The sequence below is a fragment of the Bradyrhizobium cenepequi genome, from assembly GCF_020329485.1.
Classification (GTDB): Bacteria; Pseudomonadota; Alphaproteobacteria; order Rhizobiales; family Xanthobacteraceae; genus Bradyrhizobium; species Bradyrhizobium cenepequi.
The window spans coordinates 111,946-130,960 of record NZ_JAGKJI010000001.1; the positions used below are offsets into that span (position 1 = coordinate 111,946).

At 62.6% G+C, this 19,015-nt stretch carries 18 protein-coding genes and 1 tRNA gene; 15 read left to right on the forward strand and 4 right to left on the reverse strand.

Going from position 1 to position 19,015, the window contains the following annotated elements:
• Positions 1-3 precede the first annotated feature (3 nt).
• Entirely contained in the window at positions 4-981 is a 978-nt protein-coding gene (locus J6497_RS00560) for a Bug family tripartite tricarboxylate transporter substrate binding protein (protein ID WP_225702279.1), read from the forward strand.
• Between the two features lie 176 nt (positions 982-1,157).
• On the opposite strand, the gene J6497_RS00565 is transcribed toward J6497_RS00560, so the two are convergent.
• Positions 1,158-1,364, reverse strand: a complete 207-nt coding sequence (locus J6497_RS00565) for a hypothetical protein (RefSeq protein ID WP_225702280.1) — start codon at positions 1,362-1,364, stop codon at positions 1,158-1,160.
• A 151-nt stretch (positions 1,365-1,515) separates the two neighbouring features.
• On the opposite strand from J6497_RS00565, the gene J6497_RS00570 reads away from it, so the two are divergent.
• The 5 genes from J6497_RS00570 (at position 1,516) to J6497_RS00590 (ending at position 5,985) form a co-directional block, all read left to right on the forward strand.
• Positions 1,516-2,025: a copper chaperone PCu(A)C gene (locus J6497_RS00570; protein WP_225702281.1), complete on the forward strand. Its 510-nt coding sequence runs from the start codon at positions 1,516-1,518 to the stop codon at positions 2,023-2,025.
• Positions 2,026-2,133: 108 nt separating this feature from the next.
• Positions 2,134-3,921, forward strand: coding sequence for a PQQ-dependent dehydrogenase, methanol/ethanol family (locus J6497_RS00575; RefSeq protein ID WP_225702282.1), 1,788 nt, complete (start codon positions 2,134-2,136; stop codon positions 3,919-3,921).
• Between the two features lie 132 nt (positions 3,922-4,053).
• On the forward strand, positions 4,054-4,554 hold the full coding sequence (locus tag J6497_RS00580; protein ID WP_376708155.1) for a c-type cytochrome: 501 nt from the start codon (positions 4,054-4,056) through the stop codon (positions 4,552-4,554).
• Complete coding sequence (locus J6497_RS00585; protein ID WP_312010191.1) at positions 4,551-5,198, forward strand: hypothetical protein; 648 nt, start codon at positions 4,551-4,553, stop codon at positions 5,196-5,198. The genes J6497_RS00580 and J6497_RS00585 overlap by 4 nt, the downstream gene beginning before the upstream one ends.
• An 82-nt stretch (positions 5,199-5,280) precedes the next feature.
• Positions 5,281-5,985, forward strand: coding sequence for a hypothetical protein (locus J6497_RS00590; protein ID WP_225702284.1), 705 nt, complete (start codon positions 5,281-5,283; stop codon positions 5,983-5,985).
• 65 nt (positions 5,986-6,050) lie between these two features.
• Here the strand turns inward: J6497_RS00590 and J6497_RS00595 are convergent, their stop codons facing one another.
• On the reverse strand, positions 6,051-6,368 hold the full coding sequence (locus J6497_RS00595; protein ID WP_225702285.1) for a hypothetical protein: 318 nt from the start codon (positions 6,366-6,368) through the stop codon (positions 6,051-6,053).
• A 511-nt stretch (positions 6,369-6,879) separates the two neighbouring features.
• Between J6497_RS00595 and J6497_RS00600 the strand changes: the two genes are divergently transcribed.
• A complete protein-coding gene (locus tag J6497_RS00600) occupies positions 6,880-8,490 on the forward strand; it encodes a calcium-binding protein (RefSeq protein ID WP_225702286.1) in 1,611 nt (536 codons plus the stop codon).
• 788 nt (positions 8,491-9,278) lie between these two features.
• Here J6497_RS00600 and J6497_RS00605 read toward each other — a convergent pair.
• Both J6497_RS00605 and J6497_RS00610 read right to left on the reverse strand, forming a co-directional pair.
• Complete coding sequence (locus tag J6497_RS00605) at positions 9,279-10,205, reverse strand: restriction endonuclease (RefSeq protein ID WP_225702287.1); 927 nt, start codon at positions 10,203-10,205, stop codon at positions 9,279-9,281.
• Between the two features lie 382 nt (positions 10,206-10,587).
• Positions 10,588-10,662, reverse strand: a tRNA-Thr gene (locus tag J6497_RS00610).
• Positions 10,663-11,217: 555 nt separating this feature from the next.
• Here J6497_RS00610 and J6497_RS00615 point away from each other — a divergent pair.
• The 8 genes from J6497_RS00615 to J6497_RS00650 all read left to right on the forward strand — a co-directional run bounded on the left by J6497_RS00615 (position 11,218) and on the right by J6497_RS00650 (position 18,996).
• Complete coding sequence (locus tag J6497_RS00615; RefSeq protein ID WP_225702288.1) at positions 11,218-12,918, forward strand: FAD-dependent oxidoreductase; 1,701 nt, start codon at positions 11,218-11,220, stop codon at positions 12,916-12,918.
• 10 nt (positions 12,919-12,928) lie between these two features.
• Complete coding sequence (locus J6497_RS00620) at positions 12,929-13,237, forward strand: UBP-type zinc finger domain-containing protein (protein WP_225702289.1); 309 nt, start codon at positions 12,929-12,931, stop codon at positions 13,235-13,237.
• A gap of 199 nt (positions 13,238-13,436) precedes the next feature.
• A complete protein-coding gene (locus J6497_RS00625; protein WP_225702290.1) occupies positions 13,437-13,946 on the forward strand; it encodes a hypothetical protein in 510 nt (169 codons plus the stop codon).
• A 189-nt stretch (positions 13,947-14,135) separates the two neighbouring features.
• Positions 14,136-14,960: an alpha/beta fold hydrolase gene (locus J6497_RS00630; protein WP_225702291.1), complete on the forward strand. Its 825-nt coding sequence runs from the start codon at positions 14,136-14,138 to the stop codon at positions 14,958-14,960.
• A gap of 175 nt (positions 14,961-15,135) precedes the next feature.
• Positions 15,136-16,425 (forward strand): UDP-N-acetylglucosamine 1-carboxyvinyltransferase, encoded by a 1,290-nt coding sequence (murA, locus tag J6497_RS00635; protein ID WP_225702292.1) that lies wholly within the window; start codon positions 15,136-15,138, stop codon positions 16,423-16,425.
• A 194-nt stretch (positions 16,426-16,619) separates the two neighbouring features.
• On the forward strand, positions 16,620-17,060 hold the full coding sequence (locus J6497_RS00640; protein ID WP_225702293.1) for a DUF2948 family protein: 441 nt from the start codon (positions 16,620-16,622) through the stop codon (positions 17,058-17,060).
• A 140-nt stretch (positions 17,061-17,200) separates the two neighbouring features.
• Positions 17,201-18,496 (forward strand): histidinol dehydrogenase, encoded by a 1,296-nt coding sequence (hisD, locus tag J6497_RS00645; RefSeq protein ID WP_225702294.1) that lies wholly within the window; start codon positions 17,201-17,203, stop codon positions 18,494-18,496.
• Positions 18,493-18,996, forward strand: coding sequence for a UPF0262 family protein (locus tag J6497_RS00650; protein ID WP_225702295.1), 504 nt, complete (start codon positions 18,493-18,495; stop codon positions 18,994-18,996). Before hisD ends, J6497_RS00650 begins: the two co-directional genes overlap by 4 nt.
• Positions 18,997-19,015 lie beyond the last annotated feature (19 nt).

Genomic DNA, 19,015 nt, shown 5'->3' on the forward strand with positions numbered 1-19,015 from the left:
TTCATGGGACTCACACGCCGAACACTGCTGGGCAGCCTTGCCGCCTGCTTCGCTGCGGGCCGCGGTTCGCGGGCGTTCGCACAAGGCGCCTGGCCTTCGCGTCTTGTGCGCTTCATCTCGCCGTACGGAGCCGGCGGCGCCAATGACATTTCGCTGCGCATCCTGACCGAGCAACTCGAGCGTCAACTCGGTCAGCAATGCATCGTCGAGAACAGGCCGGGCGCGGGCACACGGCTTGCCAACGAGGCGGTCGCGCGCGCCGCGCCGGATGGCTACACCTTCCTTTACGCCGCGGCGCCCTATGCGACGGCCGAGGCCCTGTTCGGGAAACTCGGTTATGAACGCAAAGACCTGCAGCCCGTGGCGATGGCGGTGATTGCGCCGATCTTCCTGATCATCAGCGCGGAGGCGCCGTTCAAGAACCTGCAGGAGCTGATCGCCTACGGCAAGTCGCAAGCGAACGGGCTGACCTTCGCCTCTCCAGGCGCCGGCTCCCAACCCCATCTGGCGGCCGAGCTGTTGTTTCGGGACGCGGGCGTGAAGGGCCTTAACGTTCCCTTCCGCGGCGATGCGATGTCCTACACGGAATTGCTGGCAGGCCGCGTCGATGCCACGTTGACCGCGATCAGCACCGCCTTGCCCTATATCCAAAGCGGCAAGTTCCGCGTGCTAGGCGTGGCTTCAGCCGACCGCAGTCAGATCTATCCGGAAGCTGCCACCTTGCGCGAGCAAGGCCTGCCCAACGTGATCGCCGCCGGCTGGTACGGCTTCATGGCGCCGGCTGCAACGCCGCGCTCGATCGTCGATCGTCTGCAGGACAAGATCGTCCGCATCCTCGCCGATCCCGTCGTGAGGCAAAAGCTGTTTGCCCAGGGGCTGGAAGTTCGCGGCAGCACGGCCGCGGAGTTCGGCGCGTTCATCGACGAGGAGACGCGCAAGTGGGGCCTGTTGATCCGCGATGCCGGTCTCAAAGGGGAATGAGGCTAGCTGCGTCGTTGCGCTAGTTGCGCACACGCTTCGCGTTTATCGCGAGCATCAACGCGTGCACACTTTTTCGGATCATAACGCTGTTGTCAGTCACGCCTGTTGCGCCGCAACCAAGTCTTCGAGTGATTGAAGCGAAGATTGATCGGCACGCGTGGCGCGCGTCGAGGCCATCACTGCCCGCTGGAATCTAATGTACCAGCGCGTCTGCATTTGGCTGGTTGATCACTCACGAACATCTGGCTCTCGCGCAGGCGCGACCACGCCTTGTCGCTGCGCGCATCGTTGGAATGAAATGCATTAGCCGCATCATTCATTGGAATCCTTTTCCAGGCATCGGTCCTCTCGTCGCCATATTTTGGGATGATTTGTTTTTGCAACGAGCGTAACGTCGCACGTTAAGAAAACAAAAATGATCTTGGGAGGAACGCGCCGATGAATCGGACGGAGCAGTTCGTTTGGGCGTCCATCACCTGTCAGGCGCGGCCGACGGGGCACTCGCAGGGTCACGCTCGCGCCGGGACATAGCCGATGATCGCCATAGCGACATCGGGAGGCGATGGCGCGGGTCTCGATCGCGGCAGCCGGATTGCGTCGTCCCGCAGCGCGGGACTGCTTGCGATTGGGCTGGTTGTCGTCGGAACCTGGCTGGCGCCTGAAGCCGCCGCAGCGGATGTTGCGCTGCAGGTGACCAACGCCCGCGTGCCCGCATCAGATGAGACCGGCATCAATCTCCCGCTTCTGATGACGATCAGGAACGATGCGACCGAAGCCGACGCGATCCTGCGCGTCCGCTGTCCGTTCGCGAACTTCTCCGAGAAGCATACGGTGGATCGCGGCGAAGGCGCGCCGGCGATGCGCGAGATCAAGTCGATCCCGATTCCGCAGAACAAGACCACCGAGCTCAAGCGCGATGGATACCACGTGATGCTGCTGCAGACGCGGCAGAAGCTTGTCGACGGCGAGAAATTCACTTGCGCCGTCGTTTTCCAAAAGGCCGGAACCAGAGAAACGGAGGTGGAGGTTTCCCGAACGCCCTGATCGCGACAGCGGGCAAGGTGAGCCCGCTGAATGAGGCTTCTCGACTGAGCGGTCCGGATGTGCCGGACGCCCGATCCAACATGAACTTGCCAAAGGAGGGCATTACTCATGGAGCGATTATCAGGTCACGCAACAATCACCAGGCGAGCGCGTCTGCTCGCCATAGCGGCCGCCACTGGCGGGATGCTGGCTGCACTGCCGGCCTTTGCCGCGGACGAGGTCAACCAGGAACGGCTGCTCAACGTCGACAAGGAGCCGGGCAACTGGCTTCATCATCACCAGAACTACTCCGCGCACCGGTTCTCCAGCCTCAAGGAGATCAACCGCGATACCGTGAAGAACCTGAAGGTCGCCTGGACCATGCATCTCGGCGGCATCGAGCCCGGCGGCATCTGGAGCCATGGCGGCCTGGAAGGCACGCCGATCGCCGAGAACGGCTTCCTCTACGTCACCGATGGATGGGGCTCAGTCTACAAGATCGACGCGCATGGCGGCCGCGGCCAGCTGGTTTGGAAGATGGATCCCAAGACTGACCGTGACTGGGCTGGTGCTGTCGCCTGCTGCGGCGTCGACAACCGCGGCGTCGCGTTGTGGGGCAATCTCGTCATCTCCCACACGCTTGATGGCCGGCTGATCGCGACCAACAAGGAGACCGGCCAGGTCGCCTGGCAGCGCACCGTCGCCGATCCCGACAAGGGCGAGGTCATCACCGGCGCGCCGCTGATCGTCAAAAACATGGCGATCACCGGGGTGGCCGGCGCGGAATACGGCATCCGCGGCTGGATCGCCGCGACCGATCTCACGACCCAGAAGGAACTCTGGCGCACACACACGATTCCAGGCAAGGGTGAAGCGGGCAGCGACACCTGGAAGGATAGCAACAACGCGGCTGCCTCCGGCGGCGGCTCGACCTGGGTGACCGGCAGCTACGATCCGGCAACCGACACCATCATCTGGGGCGTCGGCAATCCGGGACCGGATTGGGACAACGAGTATCGGCCGGGCGACAACCTCTATACCGACAGCTCGCTCGCCCTCGATGCCACGACCGGCAAGATCAAGTGGCACTATCAGCACACGCCGAACGACCCTTACGATTATGACAGCGTGGCGGAGAACGTGCTGGTCGATATCCCCGGACCCAGTGGACCGCGCAAGCTCGCCCTCGAGGCCGATCGCAACGGCTTCGCCTATGCGATCGATCGCACCACCGGCAAGTTCATCTGGGGCCTTCCGTTCGTCAAGAAGGTCACATGGACCAAGGGGCTCGACCCGGAGAGCGGCAAGCCGATCGAGTATGACGCGAACAAGCCTGTGCAGACTTACATTGCCTCGGTGACGCCAAGCCGCACCAACCTGGAAACCGACATCTGCCCCGGCAACATGGGCGGCAAGAACTGGCCGCCGACCGCCTACAATCCGGACCTGAAGCTCTGGTACATCCCGGTCATCGAGAGCTGCAACCGGATCAAGGTCGAGGTGATGACTCCCGACAAGCTGAAGCCGCGTGAGTTCTGGACCGGCGGCGGCCCAAGCCAGCCGTTCAAGATCACCGGCAGCGTCACCGCGATCGACGTCACCACCGGCAAGATCGCCGGCAAGATGGAAACGCCGTTCCCGAATCTGGGCGGCATTCTGGCGACTCCCGATCTCGTCTTCAGCGGCCAGCCCTCCGGCGAAGTGATGGCGCTTGATGCCAAGTCGCTGCAGAAGCTCTGGGAGTTCAACACCGGCGGCGGCGTCAACGCGCCACCGATGACCTTCACGGTCGATGGCAAGCAGTACCTCGCCATCCTCGTCGGCCTCGGCGGCGCCTGGGACAAGTGGTTCATCGATTCGACGCCCGAGCTGAAGAAGATCCAGCCGGGATCGATGCTCTACGTGTTCGCGCTCTGACCTCTAACCACGGAGGGCCCGGCAATGCCGGGCCCTCCCACTTCTTCAACAAGAGACGTCATGATGATCTTCAACGCATCCTCGGCGATCGCACGCATACTGCTGATGAGCGTCGTCGCCCTGATTCTTTCGATGCCAGCCGTTGCGTTCGGTCAGTCGGCGCAAGCGACAGCCTCAGATCCGACCAATGCCGGCAAGGCGGTGTTCAGCAAGGCCAATTGCATGGGGTGCCACAAGTGGCACGGCAATGGCGGCGGCGGCTACGGCGGCGATGCGCTGTCGCTGCGCAAGACTCAGCTGACTCGCGAGCAAATCATTGAGACCGTCAGTTGCGGGCGGCCCACCACAGGCATGCCGTTCTTCGTGCGCGGTGCTTATGATGAGGTGAAGTGCTACGGCATGAATCGCGCGGAGGCGGGGAGTCACATGCCGCCCGAGGCCGGAACGTTGCTGCGGCAGAAGGATATCGAGGCGGTCGCCGACTATGTGCTTGCGCATATCAAGGGCGCGGGCGAGCCGACTTATGCGGAATGCGTCGCCTTCTTCTCGAGCACGTCGCGCGTTTGCGACATCTACAAGACCCAGGCGCAGAAGCCGGACGATGCGACGACGAGCACGGGGAAGAGCCAGTGACGATCAGGCTGAGACTTTGTGGAATCCTTGCCGGCCTGCTCGCCTGGCAGGCCGTCGCCCTCGCCAACTCTCCGGTGAGGGCGGAGGAATTCGCCGGCAACGACCTGCGCGACATCCGCCTTGGCATGGCCGTGAACGAATTGGCAGAATCAGGCTATGTCGATTTCTACTGTGCGACGGACCCGCGGCACACCTTGACCGGCTGGAAGGAATGGCGCGATTGCCCCGCCGGCGCGAGCGGGGCGCGGGCGATCCGGTTTGGATATGATCCCATGACCAGCCGGGACGGCACGATGGTGGCGGGCCATCCGGCACTCCTGACCCTCTTGATCGACGATGGCGGGCATGTGGCGGGCCTCCTGATCGAGACCGATCCGAAGGCACGTCTCTACATCCGCAAGAAGGCGTTCCTGCTCGGGCTGCAGGCCAAGTCGCGCTATGGCGCCGACGGCTGGGCCTGCACCGAGGGCCAGCCTGATCAGGGAGACCAGCCAGTGGGCGGCGTCTACCTCAAGGAGCGCTGCACCAAGACCATCAGCGGCCGTTCACTCGTCGTCGAGCGCAATCTGTTCCGCCGGCCCGACCAGGACACCAAGAGCTTCGTCGACGAAACGCGGATCAGCATCCTGCGCGCCAAGAACTAGAGCCTGGAAAGCAAGATCGAGTTGCACGCGCGAGAGCCGAAGTTGACCAAGGCCGGTCTCGCCGATATCCAGACGACGTACCGTGGATTCGTTTCCTGGTGTCCGGCGGCTGGTGGTGGATGACGGGCAGGCCGTTCAACGGCGGTCTCGTCACGAAATGAGGTGTCGTGCAATTCCAATGGATGGCCACAATGACCTGCATCAGAGCCATGAGATCTTCGTCCACATCCGCATCATCGTCGGAATGATTCTGGGCATCAGCATTGCCCGGCTCGTCAGCGGCGTGACTCGATTTCTTCAACACCCCGGCAAGGAAAGGATCAACCTCCACCATGTTGGGTGGGCCATCTTCCTGTTCGTCGCCATCATCCACTTCTGGTGGTTCGAATTCGCGCTGTCCAGGATCGAGCGGTGGACGTTCGAGAGCTATTTTCTCATCATCTGCTACGCCGTGGTGTTCGTCATGCTGGCCGCAATGGTCTTTCCGGACAACATGGGCGAACATGACGGGCTGAAGGAGTATTTCTGGAATCGCCGGAAGGTATTCTACGTTCTCCTTTTGATCATGTTTTCAGTTGATATTCTCGACACGCTCCTGAAGGGAGCGAACTACTACAAGCAAATCTATGGCTGGTATTATCCGGTAAGGCAGAGCCTCCTGATTGGCGGGACAATAGGGGCGCTGCTTTCGGCTTCCCAGCGATACCACGTTGCGTTCGTCGCCTTTGCATTGGCATTCCAGATTATCTGGGTCGTCAGTCTGTTCGGCGTGCTAGGTCCGGCCTGAAGCAGCCGAAAGCGCGCGGCATGACGCATGCCGCTAGCCCCAATGGCGACATCCGGCGATTGAAATCAGGCGGATGCCGAATACGGCGTCCGCGCGATCCGGCCCTCCGCGGCAACGGTGAGTGACGTGCCGTCCGCGAAGGCGAGGGTTGCGGGGCTGTACGGTCCGAGCTGCAGCGTGATGCTATCGTCGCTACCCTCGAAGCTGATCGTCGCCACGGAGCCGGATATGCTCACACGGGTGTTGTCCGCGCTGAGGCTAGTTCCTGCAATCGCAGCAGGAAGGCCCTGTACCACAGGCGAAGTGCCGATGCTGGTCGAGGTGTTGGCCGGCGCGCTCCGCAGCGGGCACGGCTCGCCGGTAACGCTCCATGTTGCACGCAAGCGGGGAACCAAGTCCTCTGCAGGTAAGGAGATAAGCAGGAATCGCCCGCTCCGGTCGTGATCGTTCCGGATCCACTGCCATCCGGTTGCCCTCGCGTCATGCATTTAAATGTGATTAGACTTCATGCAACTTTTGATTTAATTTATTTATTGCCAGCTAATTTAAATCGGTCCGTTGTTTTTCATTCTGCAAGAGAGATTTCGGATGCTCAACTCAGAAGAGCCAGATCCAATGGTCGAAGCGAAAGCGGATTCTGATTGGCAGAATTTCCCGTTCGCCTGCGGAAAATTCGCGGTGATTGCACTTCGTCGGCGACGAAATCCGCAATGGCAAGCGCGACGCAGGCCGGCAATCGAGAGGCCGATGGCGCGCTGAAGACGCTGCCCCAATCCGCGCGCGGGCAGGGCGTAATACCACAATTTAATTCTTGTTTATTTCGCGCTTTGCGAAATCGGATTTTCGTCGCTCGGCCTTGATCGACATCGTTATCGGCGTACCAAGGAGGAAAACATGGCGAATACCAATCAGGTTAAAACCCTAACCGCACAGCAATTGATGGGAACTGACGGGTCTCTCGCAGATCCCCGGGCGTTGGATTGGCTCTCCCTCATAGATCCCATCAACAATTTAATCATTGGCACCAGACACGACGATGTCCTCAGCGCACAGGCTGACGGCGACATTGTCCTCGGCCTTGCCGGCGATGATCGCTTGAGTAGCGCATTCAACCGGACAGCATTGATCGGCGATCGCGGCGACGACGCTTTGACAACCGAGGTTGTTGTCCCGCAGGGCGATGGGCCTTCGCACGGACTTGCCATTCAGTTCGGCGGAGCAGGCAACGACCATCTTGATGCGACCGTGACTCTTCAGGGTGAGAGCGCGCCTCAGAGTACTGAGAAGACCGTAGATGTGCTCCTCGATGGCGGCAGCGGAAACGACACTATCAACGCCACGGCGAATGTGGCGTCTGCGGTCTTCGGGACCGTAACCGTCAGAACAGATGTGATCGGCGGGAGCGGCGACGATACCATTCATGCCGTTGCAGATGGCCGTAACGCTATCGGAAACAGCATCGCCATGAACACCGTCGACGGCGGATGCGGCGATGACCACATCACGGCTCACGCCGAAACGGAATTCCATGCGATCGGCGGCACAGCCAGCAACGTGCTTTTCGGTGGTAGCGGCAACGATGTCTTGGATGCGTCAGCTGAGGGGCGATCCAATTCCACCGATTTGGTGACAAATGAGCTTCACGGCGGCCGGGGCAACGACGTATTGCACGCCTTCAACCTGACGGACTCCAATACCAGCACGCCGGTTGGCATCAACCAGCTATGGGGCGATGACGGCAACGACACCCTCGAGGCGACGCATTCCACCGATGGCGAGAACGCCGTTACGGATGTCACGAACTACCTGGATGGCGGGAAAGGCAGTGATACCCTGATTGCGAACTCCACCGCGCTTGGCGGATTTGTTCGCGCACTCAACCAACTCGAGGGGGGCAGTGGAAGCGATAGCCTCACGGCACATCTCGACGCGGTGGCGCACGGTGGAATTGGTCCTGGGGGAGACCTCTACAATGTGGCGAATGTCCTGAATGGTGGGGCCGGAGATGACCAGCTCACCGCGTTTCTTTCGGCAACTCCCAATCCTGCGGTGACGGACAACTCCATTGCCGAGAACCGTCTGGATGGCGGCGCTGGAAACGATGTCCTGACGGCAACCGTTGCGCCAGGTTCGCTCGGATCGAGCTTCCTCAGTGGCGGTGCAGGCAATGATCAACTCACGGTCATTGGTGGGTCAGGCAATGTCCTTGATGGGGGCGATGGCAACGACACGCTCACGGGCGGCATCGGGAACGATAATATGCTCGGCGGCCGCGGCGCGGATACCTTCGTCTTTGCCGCCCAGAGCGGGCACGACACGGCCGATTTCCAGGCGGGGCGAGACAAGATCGACCTCACGGCCTTGGCCGCGAACAACATCCACGACTTTGACGATTTGAGTATCGACGTCAGCGGTGGAAATACCATGATTCACTTTGATGCCAGCAATGACCTTACCATCACGGGCGCTCAGAACCTCAGCGCAAGTGATTTTTGGTTCGCGTAGCTGACTGCCGCGGTTCGTTTTCGGAAACGGGCTGCGGCCATCGCGACACCTGCCTTTACCTCGATGAGCCGGCATCGTCGGCTCAATCGCGGCTGTTTTCGCCTGCTTTGCTACCGCTTGGAGGCGCGGCCCCAGGCTTGGGCGGTGCTGGGCTGCCCACGCTACCGGATGAACCGGTCCGGGCTCCAGGTTTGAGTGGCGGTGCGCTCCCGCCCACGGCACCTGTAGCAGCAGCCGGGTCTCCAGGTTTAGGCGGCGGTGGACTGCCCACACCCTGGGCAAAAACCTGAATTGGTGTGAGTGTGAGAGCTACGGCGATCAGGATGGAGAGCTTACTTTCTGACATTCGTTTCTCCCGATGGTGTCTCACGACAACCTTCGGGTCTGGTGCGAAGTTCCTTGTCGGCCCCGGCCAGCAAGGCCACGATTTCTTGTTCACAGTGTGAATTGCAGCACACCGCGCAAGCGCGAATCGCCGTAAACTTTACGCGCGTCCTTAGGCGCGTTTTTCTCCCTGACCTTGAGCCCGTCGCAAATGGCGGGCTTCCTTCGGTAGGGCGCGCAGATCACTGGCGCTCTCGCGCAGCTATGATCTCGAACGGCGCGTCTCGCTTTCTCGGACGGCTGGCATCTCGAACGACGCAGGTCGAATTTTGTGGTCCATCCGATAGCTGGCCCGTGCGAACTGGTTGATGCTGTGGGCCATCGCATCGATCGAGACACGGCCGCCTTCGATAGCATGGCTGATGGTCTCATCACGCTGATCCTTGGGACGCCCATCGGTAGATCTATGCCTCCTCGAAGAAATCTTCGTCCAAACGTCTGAACTCGATGGTTCGGCTTGTTCGGACGCCTATGCCGTGCTCGATCATCAAGTCGGCCAAGCTAGGGCCGTCAAGAAGCACGACCCGCTGCGAAAGATGCTTCACGAAGTCGCGCGCCTGAGCACTGAAGTTGGAAGTGGTAACAAAAACACCCTTGCTTGCGCCGAGCCCGACAAGGCTGCCAACAAAAGCTTGCACATCCGGCCGACCGACGGCATTTCCGGCCGCGTAGCGCTTTGCCTGAACGTAAACGCGATCGAGGCCTAGCCGATCTTCATTGATCACGCCGTCAACACCACCGTCTCCACTCCGGCCAAGCTGGGCGGCAGCGTTCTTGTGTGATCCGCCGTATCCCATGGCGACCAGGAGTTCGACGATTAATTGCTCGAAGAAGGCCGGACTGTTTTTCGCAACGCGATCCAGGAGATCGGCGCGAAGGGTGCTTTCAAGGGTCTGGTAGGCCGCCTCAACCTGCTCTTCAGGTGTTGTCCCAGAATCGAGCGAACCTCTTGCAGAAGTGCCCTCGGTTGTACTGGAGGCCGCACCACCCTCGTTTCGATAAAACTCTCGAAACTCTGGCTGCCTCATTAATACCGAAACGTCGATGCGAGGCAGATTTTCCGCGAGCAACTCGCGGCCGGCTTGAGTGATAGAAAACAGTCCTCTTCCGGGCGAGGCGAGGAAGCTGGCCTTGGTCAAATAGAACTTTGCCCAGTGGATACGGTTATGCAAAACCCGCTGCCGTCCGCTTGGCAGGAGCTTCTGCCGCTCCTCCTCTGTCAGGCCGAGCCTGTCCGCGATAAGATCAACGACATCAGCAACCCGCTGCTCCCCCTCGCTGGCAAGTTGAAGCACTGGCAACATTAGCGTCTGATAATCCGGGATTGCCATGGTAGCTGAATCTCAGTTTGGACGACATGTTGTAGGCTACCACGGGCTCAATTCAAAGTTCGCAACGTGCCCTCGCGGGAGGGCTGGGGGGACCTACAATGGGTCCAGCGGCTGAGGGTCCCAAAAGAGGAAGGCCCCGTTTCCGGGGCCCGACGTGTCAAATGGTTTCGCCGCGAGCCCTCATGCCGGCAAGCATCGGCTACTGTGCATGGGGTTGTTTTCGGTTTTTTTTCGTCGTGTGCCCGGATCACCTCGACCTTGCTCGACGGTGCACAAACGCTCCCGTGCGGAGCCGCTCACTGCCCCGCGCAACGCGCAAAAACAGTCGCAAGCCGCCAACTGCGCGGTGTGAGTCTCAACTTGGTTGATTCTGTTGGGCTGCTGGTGCTGCCGGACAGGATTGAACTGTCGACCTCTCCCTTACCAAGGGAGTGCTCTACCACTGAGCTACGGCAGCATGCCCGGGAATGAAGAATCGGCCCAATTGGCCCCAGCGGGCGCGGCGGTTCTTGCCACAAGCCCCCCTCCGGCGCAAGCGCGGGGACGGCGGGGGCTCCTAAAAACGCTTCGTCCGGTCGAAATTCGGCCAATTCGGGGCGCTTCGGTTCCATGGGCGTTCGGGAGTGCGACTTTGGCCGACTTGCCCCCGCCAACGCACCCAAGGCCGGGAGTCCACCTCCCCGATCGACCGGTGCATGGCCGCCCGCGCGTGGTCTATTGTCATTTGCCTATGGCAGGTTCGGAAGACGGGTCCAGCATGCAGGACGAGAAGGACAAGCAGGAGCGGCAGACCGCGGTCGCGTCGAATGAGTCAAGACAGCATCGCCTCAAGCTCGCGCTGCGCGAAAACCTCAAGCGGCGGAAATCACAGATGCGCGGGCGCAGCGGTCTTGCATCTTCCGAACCGGCTGAGGGCCGACTAGATGACGCAGGCGATGGCGAGCCGGATCGCTAGCAGGTCCAGTATGCTTCACATGTGGCTGCCGTGTCTGGTTGAGGGGGAGTAGCTGAGATGGCTGCAGAGACGATAGCGAATCCAGCGAGTCCGATCAGCGCGAGATCCCTCGCGTTTCCGCGGCATGAACAGACCTTTCCAACCCTGACCGAGCACGAGATCGAGCGCATGCGCCGGTTCGGCGAGGTCAGGCACTATAGCGACGGCGAAGCACTGTTCGAGACCGGCAAGCCGGGGCCGGGCATGTTCGTGGTGCTTTCGGGCACCGTCGCGATCACCCAGCGCGATGGCCTCGGCCATGTCACGCCGGTGATCGATCAGGGGCCGGGACAATTCCTGGCCGAGATTGCCCAGCTGTCCGGCCGGCCCGCGCTGGTCGATGGTCATGCGGAAGGCGACGTCGAGACGCTCTTGATCCCGCCGGACAGATTGCGGGCGCTGTTGGTGGCCGAGGCCGATCTCGGCGAGCGCATCATGCGCGCGCTGATCCTGCGCCGCGTCAACCTGATCCAAGGCGGCGTCGGCGGCCCCGTGCTGATCGGTCCCCCGTCGCTCGGCAAGATAGCGCAGCTACAGAATTTCCTGGCGCGCAACGGCCAGCCCTATCATGTCGTCGATCCTGACACTGACAAGGATGCGGCCGATCTGGTGGCGCGCTATTCGCCGACCCGCGCCGAACTGCCGCTGGTGGTCTGCCCCAGCGGCAACGTGCTGCGCAACCCGTCCGAGACCGCGCTTGCGATGGCGATGGGCATGATCGGCGACCACACCCATGACAAGCTCTATGATGTTGCCGTCGTCGGCAGCGGGCCGGCCGGGCTCGCCACCGCCGTCTATGCGGCGTCCGAAGGCCTGTCGGTCGCGGTGCTCGATTCGCGCGCCTTCGGCGGCCAGGCCGGCGCCAGCGCCCGCATCGAAAACTATCTGGGCTTTCCGACCGGCATTTCCGGCCAGGCACTCGCCGGACGCGCCTTCAACCAGGCGCAGAAATTCGGCGCGGAAATCCTGATCCCGGTCTCCATCAGATCGCTCGATTGCTCCAAGCAGGACGGCCTGTTCTCGCTCGCGACCGACTGCGGGCATACCTTGCGCGCAAGGTCGATCGTGGTGGCGAGCGGGGCGCGCTATCGCCGGCCGGGAATCGAAAATCTCGAGGCCTTCGAGGGCCGCGGCGTCTGGTACTGGGCCTCGCCGATCGAGGCCAAGCTGTGTGCCGGTCAGGACGTGGTGCTGGTCGGCGGCGGCAATTCCGCCGGCCAGGCCGCGGTGTTCCTGTCGGGCCATGTACGCAAGGTCTACATGATGATCCGCGGCGGCGGCCTGGGGGCCAGCATGTCGCGCTACCTGATCGAGCGCATCGAGGCGACGCCGAACATCGAATTGATGTTCAACACCGAGATCACAGCCCTCGAAGGCGGCGAGGATTCCACGCTGCAGCACGTGCGCTGGAAGAGCCGCCTGGCGCCGGAGGAGCACACGCTCGACGTCAACAATGTCTTCCTGTTCGTCGGCGCCGATCCCGCGACGAGGTGGCTTGAGGGCTGCGGCGTCAACGTCGACCGCGCAGGCTTCGTGCTGACCGGTCAGAACGGCGGGCGACAGGGACAATTACTCGAGACCACGGTGCCCGGCGTGTTCGCCGTCGGCGACGTCCGCTCCGGATCGGTCAAGCGCGTCGGCGGCGCGATCGGCGAGGGCGCCCAGGTCGTGGCGGCGTTGCACGGTTTCCTCGCCGACAACGCCAATTCCACGGCGTAGGAAACAGCGGATGTCCAAAGGCTGCAGCCATATCGCCGGCATTCAGACCGTCACGCCGAGCGCGCTCGGCTGCGAGGAATGCTTGAAGGGCGGCAGCCGGTGGCTGCATTTGCGCATCTGCCGCACCTGCGGACATGTCGGCTGCTGCGATGATTCCCCGAACAAGCATGCGACCGCGCATTTTCACGCGACCGGCCATCCGATCATCGAAGGCTATGATCCGCCGGAAGGCTGGGGCTGGTGCTACGTCGATCGCGTGCTGTTTGATCTCTCGCAGCGCAAGACGCCGCACAACGGCCCGATCCCGCGCTACTACTAGTTCGAATGCTTTGGCGACTGCTGTCATTTATGACAGGCATGCAAACAGTTTCAGCAGATCCGATACATTAGTTTACTCCCGTCATATCCAATCATCTTATCTGCATCATATAAATCCGACCTCCAGTCCGCGAAGTGTGTAGCAATCCCGTTTGTTGCATCGTATTGTTCCCCGCGGTTCTCAATGGGGAGTGCTTCACATGGTCCTGGGTATGAGCTTGGCCACGTTTACGCTTGTTCACGTGGTGATCAGTCTGATTGCAATCGTCGCGGGCTTTGTGGTGATGTTCGGGCTGCTCAGCTCGAAGCAGATGCCGGGGCTCACCGCGATCTTCCTGTTGTTCACGATCCTCACCAGCGTCACCGGCTTCCTGTTTCCGTTCAAGGAGCTTTTGCCCTCGCACATCTTCGGCGTCATCTCGCTGATCCTGCTCGCGGCCGCCTGCATCGCGCTCTATAGCATGAAGCTCTCGGGTGCCTGGCGCCCGGTCTACATCGTGACGGCGATGACGTCGCTTTATCTCAACGTCTTCGTGCTGGTGGTTCAGTCCTTCCTCAAGATTCCCGCGCTGCAGGCGCTGGCGCCGAGCGTGCCGCCGGCTCCGCCGTCCGGCCCGGTGTTCGCCGTCGTGCAGGGCATCGTGCTGGTGTTGTTCGTGGTGGCGATCATCGGCGTCTGGCGGCGCTTCAGGCCGATGGCCTTCGCCTAAAGACCCGGAGGGCCGTGTTAGCGCAAAGTGGAAGCGGGTTTTCCTTCGCTACAAACGCGAAGCGTTTGCGCGGAGATCATGCTCTTGATCTGATTGACATCGTGGTTTGATACCGCAGGGCGATTTTGAAATCCGGAGCATGCCAGGATCGGTATGTTCCACACTTTAACTCATACGAAAGGCTGCACGATGCCCACGATCACCACCAAAGACGGCACCATGATCTTTTACAAGGACTGGGGAAGTGGTCAGCCGATCGTCTTCAGTCACGGTTGGCCGCTGTCATCGGATGACTGGGACACCCAGATGCTGTTCTTCCTCAATCAGGGCTTTCGCGTCATCGCCCATGACCGCCGCGGCCATGGCCGGTCCAGCCAGGTGAGCGACGGCCACGATATGGATCACTATGCCGACGACCTCGCGGCGGTGACCGAGCATCTCGATCTGAAGGATGCCGTTCACGTCGGTCATTCCACTGGCGGCGGCGAGGTGGTCCACTATATCGCGCGGCACGGCGAGAGCCGGGTGGCGAAGGCGGCAATCATCAGCGCGGTGCCGCCCTTGATGGTGCAGACCCCGGCCAACCCGGGCGGCCTGCCCAAAGAGGTATTCGACGGGCTGCAGGCGCAACTCGCCGCCAATCGCTCGCAATTCTACCGCGATCTCGCGGCGGGCCCGTTCTACGGCTACAACCGGCCGGGCGCCAAGCCGTCAGAAGCCGTCATCGAGAATTGGTGGCGCCAGGGCATGATGGGCGGCGCCAAGGCGCATTACGACGGCATCGTCGCGTTCTCGCAGACCGACTTCACGGAAGATCTGAAGAAGATCAACGTGCCCGTTCTCGTCATGCATGGCGACGACGACCAGATCGTTCCCTATGCCGACTCCGGGCCGCTGTCGGCCAAGCTGCTGAACAACGGCACGCTGAAGACCTATAAGGGTTTTCCGCATGGCATGCCCACCACGGAAGCGCCCACCATCAACGCCGACCTGCTCGCGTTCATCAAGAGCTGAGTTCGCTGTGTTCCCTCTCCCGCCTGCGCGGCTTGCGGGGGAGGAGCCCCTCACCCGGCTACAATGCTGTCGCATTGCCCCGGAATAACGCCCACGGAATTGCCCTAAATTTCAACACTTTTGCGCTAGCCTCGCCGCTTCGGTAAGTTCCTCGCGGACCAGGGGACGAAGCAGCATGGACAGCATCCGTATCGTCGGCGGCAACAAGCTCAACGGCACCATTTCGATATCGGGCGCGAAGAACGCCGCGCTGCCGCTGATGATCGCAGCGCTCCTCACCGAGGAGACGCTGATCCTCGACAATGTGCCGCGGCTTGCCGACGTCGCGCAGCTCCAGCGCATCCTCGGCAACCACGGCGTCGACATCATGTCGGCGGGCAAGCGGCCCGGTGGCTGCGAATACCAGGGCCAGACGCTGCACATCGCAGCCGCCGATATCATCGACACCACCGCGCCGTACGAATTGGTGTCGCGGATGCGCGCCAGCTTCTGGGTGATCGCGCCGCTGATCGCGCGCATGCATGAGGCGCGGGTGTCGCTGCCCGGCGGCTGCGCCATCGGCACCCGGCCGGTCGATCTCCTGATCATGGCGCTGGAGAAGCTCGGCGCGGACATATCGATCGACGGCGGCTATGTGGTGGCAAAAGCGCCGGGCGGCCTGCGCGGCGCCGACATCGCCTTCCCCAAGGTGACCGTGAGCGGCACCCATGTCGCGCTGATGGCGGCCACGCTCGCGAGAGGGACCAGCGTCATCACCAACGCCGCTTGCGAGCCGGAGGTTGCCGATGTCGCCGCCTGCCTGAACAAGATGGGCGCCCGCATCACCGGGGCTGGCACGCCCCGCATCATCGTCGAGGGCGTCGCCGGGCTCCACGGCGCGCGCCACACCGTGCTGCCAGATCGCATCGAGGCCGGCACCTATGCGATGGCGGTCGCGATGACCGGCGGCGAGGTGCAGCTGTCCGGCGCGCGTCCTGAACTCATGCAATCGGCGCTCGACGTGCTCTGCGAAGCCGGCGCCACCGTCAGCGTCAACAATGACGGCATCCGCGTCGGCCGCAACGGCGCCGGCCTTCGCCCGGTGAAGGTCGCGACCGCGCCGTTCCCCGGCTTCCCCACCGACCTGCAGGCACAGCTCATGGCGCTGATGACCTGCGCCGGCGGCGCGTCCGTCATCACCGAGACGATCTTCGAGAACCGCTTCATGCATGTGCAGGAGCTGGCGCGGTTCGGCGCCAGGATCTCGCTCGACGGCGAGACCGCCACCATCCGCGGCACCGACAGATTGCGCGGCGCGCCTGTGATGGCGACGGACCTGCGCGCGTCCGTCTCGCTCGTCATCGCGGGCCTTGCCGCCGAGGGCGAGACCATGCTCAACCGCGTCTATCATCTCGATCGCGGCTTCGAGCGGCTGGAGGAGAAGCTGTCGGCCTGCGGGGCGTCGATCCAGCGTATCAGGGATTAGAGCATGATCCGGAAAAGTGGAAACCGGTTTTCCCTCGCGACAAACGCGAAGCGTTTGCGCGGAGATCATGCTCTGATAAAGAGATGAGATCATGATCCGATTTCGTCCAATCGGATCATGATCTAGCGGGACTTTCGCGAAAGGCAGTGCGGGCACATATGGGAACCGGTTTCCGTCCAGGAGCTTCTTTCCACATGACGCCGCTCACGCCGCTCAAGCTGATCGCCCTCGACCCCGACGATCTCGCCGTGATCTCGGCGCATGTGCAGGATGCCCGCGTGCAGGCCTCCGACATTGTCTGGCGGCAGCACGAGAAGCGGCTTGTGGTCGGCATGTCCCGCCTGGACTGGGAGCAGACGCTGTCGGGCGAAACCGCCTCGCGCCGCCTGATCGCGGCGCTGCGCTTCGACCGGGTGCTCGCCTGCAAGTCGCGCAAGATCGACCTGGAGGGGCCGGACACCACCCTGGAACTGCTCTGCATCGAGTTTCAGCAGGGCGATCCGCCCGCTGGCAGCGCGCTGCTCCGGTTCAGCCAGGGCGCCGCGCTCCGGCTCGACGTCGAGTGCCTGGAATGCGAATTGACCGATCTCGGCCCCGACGACCTCGGCACCGCGCCGACGGCCCCGGATGGGTAATTCCGAGTGCCGTAGGGGTGGGCACGCTGCGCTTTGCCCGGCCTGCGGCTCTCGCCCCTTTGTCCGCCATCAAGGGTTGACGGCCCCCTATCCGCCGCGCCATTGAGCAGGGACCCTGAATCCAAATTCAAGAACGCCCCATGCCCCTCCGCCTGGACCGAAGCAGCGCCGATTTCGAGCAGAGCTTTGCCGCTTTCCTTGCCGCCAAGCGCGAGGTTTCGGCCGATGTGGAGCGCGCGACGCGGGCGATCATTGACGACGTGGTGGCGCGGGGCGATGCCGCGCTGATCGAAGCGACGCGCAAGTTCGACCGGCTGGATGTGGATGCATCCACCCTGCGCATCACCGCGGCCGAGATCGACGCCGCGGCGAAGGCCTGCGATGCCGCCACGCTCAATGCGCTCAAGCTGGCTCGCGACCGCATCGAAAGCTTCCATCAGCGCCAGATGCCGAAGGACGAGCGATTCATCGACCTGCTCGGCGTCGAGCTTGGCTGGCGCTGGACCGCGGTCGAGGCGGTCGGCCTCTATGTCCCAGGCGGCACCGCGGCCTACCCGTCCTCGGTGCTGATGAATGCGGTGCCGGCGAAGGTCGCCGGCGTGCCGCGTGTGGTGATGGTGGTGCCGGCGCCGGGCGGCAAGCTCAACCCGCTGGTGCTGGCGGCCGCCCATCTTTCCGGCGTCTCCGAGATCTATCGCGTCGGCGGCGCGCAGGCGGTGGCGGCACTCGCCTATGGCACGGCCACGATCGCGCCGGTCGCCAAGATCGTCGGCCCCGGCAATGCCTATGTCGCCGCCGCCAAGCGGCTGGTGTTCGGCAAGGTCGGCATCGACATGATCGCGGGCCCTTCGGAAGTGCTGGTGATCGCCGATGCGACCTCCAATGCCGACTGGATCGCCGCGGATCTGTTGGCGCAGGCCGAGCATGACACGAGCGCGCAATCGATCCTGATCACCGACTCTGCGCGGCTCGCCGCCGATGTCGAGCGTGCGGTGGAAGCGCAGCTTTCCACACTGCCGCGCGCGGACATCGCGCGCACCTCCTGGAATGATTTCGGTGCGATCATCCAGGTCGAAAAGCTCAACGATGCGGTGGCGCTCGCGAACGCGATCGCGGCCGAGCATCTGGAGATCATGACAGAGGATGCCGAAGTGTTCGCGGCGAAGGTCCGCAACGCCGGCGCGATCTTCCTAGGGCCGCATACGCCGGAGGCGATCGGCGACTATGTCGGCGGCTCCAATCATGTGCTGCCGACCGCGCGCTCGGCGCGGTTCTCGTCCGGCCTCGGGGTGCTCGACTTCATGAAGCGGACGTCGATCCTGAAATGCGGCCCCGACCAGTTGCGCGCGCTGGGCCCGGCCGCGATGACGCTGGGCCAGGCCGAGGGGCTGGACGCCCATTCCCGTTCAGTCGGATTGCGCCTCAATCTCTCATGAACAAACCGCCCGCTGACGAGGACCCCAACAATCGCATCGTCGCGGTGACGCTCGATGAGGAATCGATCGGGCGTTCCGGGCCTGATATCGAGCATGAGCGCGCGATCGCGATCTACGACCTCATCGAGCAGAACCTGTTCGCGCCACAAGGCGCGGAGGGCGGGCCGTTCACGCTGCACCTCGCGATCACCGGCAACCGGCTGATGTTCGATATCAGGCGGGAGGACGGCACGCCCGTGGTGGCGCATCTGTTGTCGCTGACGCCGTTCCGGCGGATCGTGAAGGACTATTTCATGATCTGCGACAGCTACTATCAGGCGATCCGGACCGCGACGCCGGATAAGATCGAGGCCATCGACATGGGCCGCCGCGGCATCCATGACGAGGGCTCGCGCACGCTGCAGGAGCGGCTGAAGGGCAAGGTGCGGGTCGATTTCGAAACCGCGCGGCGTCTGTTCACGCTGATCTGCGTCCTCCACTGGAAGGGGCAGGACGCATGAGGCGTGCGCGGCCGCAATC